The organism is Okeania sp. SIO2C9 (genome assembly GCF_010672455.1).
GTDB lineage: Bacteria > Cyanobacteriota > Cyanobacteriia > Cyanobacteriales > Microcoleaceae > Okeania.
On the sequence record NZ_JAAHGO010000099.1, the window covers coordinates 20,003 to 27,043 of the forward strand.

The following is a 7,041-nucleotide window of genomic DNA, read 5'->3' on the forward strand; positions in this document are numbered from 1 at the left end:
TAATTGTTAAACCCTACTATTCATCCTCATAAAAACGATAAAAAAGATATTCATTTTTAAAACCATGTTTATCTAAGACATGATGAATTAACCCACGATCAATTAATAATTGACCAATCGAAATTGCTTCTTGTAAATTAAAATTTTGAGTCCTCATTAACCATTTTACTGCCTCATAACCAACAAAACATTTTGGATAAATACCCCACCGATGTCGGCGGTCTTTTATTGCTACTCCATGAAAACCACGCATTTCTTTAATCAAAGTATCTATATCTATATTGTTATTGTTCTGAATTTCACTGTCGATATTATCTATGGTTGATACAGTTGAATTATCCTCTTCATCTAGCTCTAAATCAGAAATTTTTCTTTCCAGTTTATGTACAAAACTATCAGGATAATAAAGTTCTAAAGGTTGGGGAGTATTTTTCTGCATCCAAGCCTGAATCATTTGCTCTATTTCTGGAGATTTTAAATGTAAATCTCGCTGAGGAAAAGGAATTTCAACCCCATATTTTCTTAGGCTTACTTCAATACGATAATTTAGTTCACTTTTGAGCTTATTTTTTTTCTGAGGTTCTCTAGTCCAAACAAGTAAATCAAAGTTTAGAGAACTATCACCAAATTCTTGAAACCATAGTTGCGGTGATGGATGTAATAATACTTCGGGATGACTTTTAGCTACTTCTAAAATAGCTTTTCTAACTAACCTAATTTCAGAACCATAGGCAACTCCTATGGGAACTTTTACTCGAGAAATCGGGTTATTGTGACTCCAGTTTAAAACTTCATTTTCTAGAAAACGAGAGTTAGGAACAATTAAAGAAATGTGGTCTAAAGTCGTAATGTAAGTGCTGCGTAAACCAATCCGTTTAACAATACCTTCTAAATTTCCAACTTGAATAAAATCACCTACTTGAATAGGCCGCTCAAAAATTAGAATAATGCCACTCATAAAATTGTTAGCAATATTCTGTAAACCAAAACCGATACCTACACCAAGGACACTAGCAATAATTGCTAAAGAACTAACATCTACACCCCATAATTGCAGAATAATGAGTAGACCTAAGAAAATCAAGCCATATTGAACTAAGAAACTAATTGTATCTTGAACACTCTGCTCTGCTCCTGTTAAGCCAATAATTTTAGTTCTGAAGATTTTAATAAAATACCCGACTCCTTTCCACATTGCAATGGTTAATCCGACTAAAAACATTATGTCTAAAATGGAAAAACCTTTGTTACCTAGAGTAAAAATAGGAGAAGTAAAGCTCTCTATTAAAAAAATTAATACCTGATTACGATAGCCGCGAATTAATGGTATTAAATCAGTTATGTAGAAGACAACTACTATCCAGACTATGACTCTAACAGCAATTCCAGCCAATGGCAAAATTGTCGGTAAATAATTGACAAATTGAGGATATTTTTCATCAAAAAAATTGCTAATTTTGAATTCAAAAAAACGATAAGAGAACTCTAGAGCTAAGGCAGTTAAAATTAGAATAATACTGATGATTAATACTTTGAAAATATAACGTGGCTGACGTTCTGTTTGGGCTAATTCCAAAGCTTCTTCAATTTTATATTTCCAGATTACTGCTTGCTCTTCTATCTTCATTCTTCCTTTGACATCTATCGCAGTTACTGTAAGTAGATAGTTACTATTAACACGCAGAATTGTTTCTTTATTTTGCTGGCCTATGTCTACCTCTATAGATTCACCTGAGTTTAAGATATTTTCTAATGTTGAACTGATGATTTCAGCCCGTTTCGCAGCCGTCAAATTTGTCTCATCATTACCTGCTACTTGAAATAAGGCTTGACCATTAAGTTCTACTGGGGCTGTTTTGAAATTTTTATTAGTAGTAGTAGATTGCCCCCAAGCTGGTACTATGAAAAATAATAAAGGTAGCAAGCAAGCAATTATTAATACTTGAATAATTTGTCTTTGAGCTATTTTTCTCTTTAGTGGAAAAATCAAACGATTCTTTGTTGCTAGATAGCAATTTTTTCGTTCACCTCTTACTACTTTTCTCAACTTTAGCCATAAATATTCATACCACATAGCTACCCTTGAAAACCTCTATGAACGTTTAATTATCGACTAATTTACTGTCAAAAAATTGACGCACTAAATTTGTTTACTTATTAATAATTTATATTACTGCTAAACTTTCTTCTAGCAGATTTAAGTTTTTTTATTAGGACTTACGAATTTTGTAATTTTAATATGAAATACGAAAAATAATGTTATGTACTACTTTCCTTATCCCCTTACTAAATTATTGGTGCCAAACATCACTAATGTATTTCATATAAAAACAACTTATACCAAATTGAAATGAAGCTACATAGAATAATATTTCAAACAGAATTGACCGCAGGTAAGCTGAGATAAAGATAGATAGATTCAATGAATTTCATCATTCTATGCAACCTCATATCAAACTGGTATTATGCAGGACGTTATAGTTTTAATTTACTATAAAATATAGCTTTTGGCTAAGTTCTCTGAATGCTATAATTATTTTATAATATCATGAACTTTAAAGTAATTAGTAACAATGAAATTATTACTCAAGCAAACTAGAGCTACTATTCGTAAATCCCTAGGAGTTATACGTAAGGGGTTATAGTTTGGAGAAATTTTAGATAATAAAGTTTTGATTGGAACTCACCACAAAACAGGTACTGTTTGGATGTTAACTATATTCAGTGCTGTTGCTTCTTATTATGACTTAAAATTTTGCCGGGATAAAAATAAGGCATATCTTAGGAGTTCATATGGGAACTTTGATATTTTCCTTGACGATCATTCAAAGTTTGATTTTGAGAGACTTTCTGATTACAAAGGATTACATATTATCAGAGACCCAAGAGATGTAATTGTTTCTGCTTGTTTCTATCATACAAAATCATCAGAAAAATGGTTACATATTAAAAGAAAAGATTTTGGTGGATTGACTTACCAAGAAAAAATAAATTCTTATTCATCTTTTGACGATAAATTGATATTTGAAATGGAGAATGCAGCTAGGAATGTAATAGAAGATATTAAGTATTGGAATTATGATAATCCTGACTTTATTGAGATAAAATATGAGGATTTAATTCAAGATACTAATCTAATTTTATTCAGAGAAATTTTTCTGTTTCTAGGCTTCAAGGAAAGAATTATTCCTAGCCTATTAAAAATAGCCTACAGAAAAAGTTTGTTTTCTGGACAAGTTTCAAACAATCAACATATAAGATCGGGAAAAAACTAGCAGTGGCAAGAATATTTCAAGCCCATTCACGAAGCCAAGTTTGTGAATCTATTTGATGATGTGTTGAGCAAACTAAATTATCAGTAATTATTCAATAATTTATCGACTAAATTTGCTAATCTTTTAGCACTATCATTTACTGCTAATTTTTCCGAACCCTGATTCATTTTTTCCAGCTTTTCTGGTGAATTTAATAACTCCAAAACTACTGTTTTAAGTTTTTCAGAAGTTAATTCTGATTGAGGAAAAACTATTGCCGCTTCCTGGTTTGCAAATACATTAGCATTATAAATTTGATGATTATCAGCAGCATAAGGATAAGGAATTAAAATAGAAGGTGTATGAGTAACTGCTAATTCTGTTAAACTACCCGCCCCTGCTCTACTAATAACTAAATTTGCCCGCTGAAATAAACCAGCCATATTATGATAAAATGTCATAGGAAAATATTGGGGATGTTCAACACTAAAAGCATCTCGGTCATTTTCCCCAGTTTGGTGAATAACCCAAGCACCAGCATCAACCCATGCAGGAACACATTCTCTCACTAATTGGTTAACCGAAACTGCTCCTTGAGAACCCCCAACAACTGCAATTACAGGGACATTATCTGGAATAGGTATATCTAACACTTGGGGAGACAAAAATTGCTCTCTGACAGGAGTGCCTACATAAACCGTCTTGCCATTAGGAAGATATTTTGCCCCTTCCTCAAAACCCACTGCCACTACATTACATAAACGACTAAACCAGCGTGTCACCTTCCCAGGCAAAACATTAGACTCATGGAGAACAACAGGTAAACCCAGGGAACGAGCAGCAATAATGGCCGGAGCAGCAATATAACCGCCAGTAGTAAACAATCCTTGAAAGTTTCCCTGCTTAAGTATATGTCTTACCTGTAGAATAGAGCCAATAAGTCCACTCAAAATTTTTATAGTTCCCAGGCCCAATTTCTGTTGAAAACCTTCAACTGATATAGTATGGAGAGGATACTGGGATGGGACTAACTTAGTTTCTAAACGATTAGGTACTCCTAACCATTCGATCTGATAATCCTTTAATTCCTTAGCAGTGGCGATCGCTGGAAATAAATGTCCGCCAGTGCCACTGGCCGCGATTAACAATTTAATTGGTGTATTGGTCAAGGTTTCTTTCTCCCTGGTATAAAAGTGAAACAAAAATTTCAAATCAAAAGGCCACATTCAATAATTAATAATTAATAATTAATAATTAATAATTAATAATTAATAATTACCTCTCCTTAAAAAGAAGAGGCTTTAAACCTTAATTGTAAGTATTCAGCCATCAGCTATTGCTTTTAGTTTAGGAGAAAAGCTTTATTAACTGTCTTACTACAAAAGTTGCCTCCCTTACCCTTAAAGTCAGTTGTTAATCTAAACACCGTCCTTTAAGGAGAGAGTCTTGTTCCTGAAGTCCGCAGTTCCTCTGTAGGAGGCTAGGTGACAGCTAATAGCTGTTTGCGCAGCATTCCGCAGGAAATGCTTACCCTTAATTAATTCGGTAAAAGCTTTTCTCTGTATCAGGTTCATCATCAATATAAGTCCTAATCAACTTGTTCCTTGCTATAACTTTCAGTTTTGCAGAAGGTCTAATATTTCATAATTAGTCCTTAATGCATTAACATTAGGCAAAAATCAAACTTATGGCCATAGAACTAGGTTCTGACAATCAACAAATCTTTAACTAACAACTTTTATAAGTTAAAAATGATTATTTCTCAAATCTTATGTCGTTTCCAAAACAAATTTTTGATTAAATTTCAGAAATTATCAACAACATTATTTAGTTCTTTATTACTAGGTTTAACTGTTTCTTCTGGAATAGTTTTCTCTCCTAATTTGACTTTAGCTCAAGATAGAGATAAAATCCCTGATGAACTGACCGAACTTTTGAAAAAAATAGATCGAGCTGCCAGTCGTCAAGACTTAGAAGATGTCATGGATTTCTATAGTAATGATTTTACTAACTCTGATGGTTTAAATCGGGAAAGTTTGTCAGAAGCTTTATCTAAATTCTGGCAACTTTATAAATCAGTTGAATATCGTACTGAAGTAAAATCCTGGGAAACAGATGGCGATGCAATTGTGGCTGAAACTGTTACTTATATTACTGGTGTTCAGCAAATGAACAATAGAAATATAAGATTAAAGTCTACGATTACTTCTAAACAACGTTATGAAGATAAAAAAATTGTTGAACAAGAAATTTTAGCTGAGCGTAATCAACTGAAATCAGGCAAAAATCCACCTACTATTAATGTCAATTTACCACTAGAAGTAGAAGTAGGTAAAAAGTATAACTTTGATGTGATTGTTGCAGAACCTTTGGGCGAACAAATTATGTTAGGAGCTGCTTGGGAAGAACCAATTAATGAAAATTCTTATAATCTTGAGTCTGCTAATTTTAAATTAGAACTACTGCCTTCTGGGGGAATTTTTAAAATTGGTGAGGCTACAGAAAATTCTCAGGATCAATGGTTATCAGCAGTTTTGATGCGAAAAGGAGGTATTACTATTAGTACTTATCGTTTAAGAGTTTTGGATAAGTGATGATTCTAAGGAGTCAGGAGTCAGGAGTCAGGAGTCAGGAGGGAAGAAAGAATAAAGAGGAGGAAAAATTGTACAGAAATTATCAATTATTTCCCTATATTCCCTATCCCCTCTTTTATGGAGATGTCTAATAGTATAAATAATTAAATCAAACTGGTAAATTTATAGAATAGTCAATATGATTTCTGTTGATAATAAAATAGTCTTAATTACAGGTGCTAGTAGCGGTATTGGAGAGTCTTGTGCAAATGTATTTGCTCAAGCAGGTGCAAATCTAATTTTGGCTGCTCGTCGCCAAGAAAAACTAGAAAAACTTGCTGATGAATTAACTAAAAAATTCCAGTGTAAAACTTATTTATTAAAGCTAGATGTACGCGATCGCCTAGCAGTAGAATCAGCAATAAATTCTTTGCCTGATCCTTGGAAAAATATTGATATTTTAATTAATAATGCTGGTTTAAGTCGTGGTTTAGATAAACTCCATGTTGGGGACTTCAACGATTGGGAAGAAATGATTGATACTAATGTTAAAGGATTACTATACATGACTCGCTATGTAGTGCCAGGAATGGTTAATCGTAGTCAAGGTCATATAGTTAATATTGGTTCTATTGCTGGTCGTGCTGCTTATCCTGGAGGTAATGTTTATTGTGCATCTAAAGCTGCTGTTAGAGCAATTTCTGAGGGGTTAAAACAGGATTTATTAGGAACTCCCGTGCGAGTAACCGAAATTCAACCAGGTTTAGTAGAGACAGAATTTAGTAATGTCCGATTCCATGGGGACACAGAAAAAGCTAAAAATGTTTACAAAGACTTGACACCATTAACGGGAGATGATATAGCAGATTTGGTATTTTTCTGCGTTACGCGATCGCCCCATGTCAATATCAGCGAACTATTAGTAGTACCCACAGATCAAGCTAATGCAACAATGGTTCATCGACATCAATAGGACTATCGAGAAATATAGAAAATTTTTCAGAATTTTCCAGAATGCTTCAATTACCTTGAGAAAGAAATAGTAGATGCACCCTGATGGATAACCTCCCCCGTAATTGGTGGAGGTTTTTTTTTGCACTCAAACAATAATCAAATTGATAATTTCCGGATTAAGTATCACAAGATGGGAAACAGAAATAGTAGATGCACCCTGATGGATAACCTCCCCCGTAATTGGTGGAGGTTTTTTTTTG

5 protein-coding genes are annotated in these 7,041 nt (G+C 33.3%); 3 read left to right on the forward strand and 2 right to left on the reverse strand.

What is annotated here, in order from left to right; translation table 11 throughout:
• Positions 1-16: 16 nt before the first annotated feature.
• A complete protein-coding gene (locus F6K23_RS35870) occupies positions 17-2,074 on the reverse strand; it encodes a mechanosensitive ion channel domain-containing protein (RefSeq protein ID WP_293165302.1) in 2,058 nt (685 codons plus the stop codon).
• A 598-nt stretch (positions 2,075-2,672) separates the two neighbouring features.
• Between F6K23_RS35870 and F6K23_RS35875 the strand changes: the two genes are divergently transcribed.
• Entirely contained in the window at positions 2,673-3,275 is a 603-nt protein-coding gene (locus F6K23_RS35875; protein ID WP_293165304.1) for a sulfotransferase domain-containing protein, read from the forward strand.
• 80 nt (positions 3,276-3,355) lie between these two features.
• Here F6K23_RS35875 and murG read toward each other — a convergent pair whose 3' ends face one another.
• Positions 3,356-4,423, reverse strand: coding sequence for an undecaprenyldiphospho-muramoylpentapeptide beta-N-acetylglucosaminyltransferase (murG, locus tag F6K23_RS35880; RefSeq protein WP_293165306.1), 1,068 nt, complete (start codon positions 4,421-4,423; stop codon positions 3,356-3,358).
• Positions 4,424-5,047: 624 nt separating this feature from the next.
• Between murG and F6K23_RS35885 the strand changes: the two genes are divergently transcribed.
• Positions 5,048-5,848 (forward strand): nuclear transport factor 2 family protein, encoded by an 801-nt coding sequence (locus tag F6K23_RS35885; protein WP_293165308.1) that lies wholly within the window; start codon positions 5,048-5,050, stop codon positions 5,846-5,848.
• 178 nt (positions 5,849-6,026) lie between these two features.
• Complete coding sequence (locus F6K23_RS35890) at positions 6,027-6,800, forward strand: SDR family oxidoreductase (protein WP_293165310.1); 774 nt, start codon at positions 6,027-6,029, stop codon at positions 6,798-6,800.
• Positions 6,801-7,041 lie beyond the last annotated feature (241 nt).

What these genes read in the sequence shown, in the direction of transcription:
- F6K23_RS35870 (WP_293165302.1), bottom strand. Translation starts at nt 2,074, where the DNA reads ATGTGGTATGAATATTTATGGCTAAAGTTGAGAAAAGTAGTAAGAGGT.
- F6K23_RS35890 (WP_293165310.1), top strand. Translation starts at nt 6,027, where the DNA reads ATGATTTCTGTTGATAATAAAATAGTCTTAATTACAGGTGCTAGTAGC.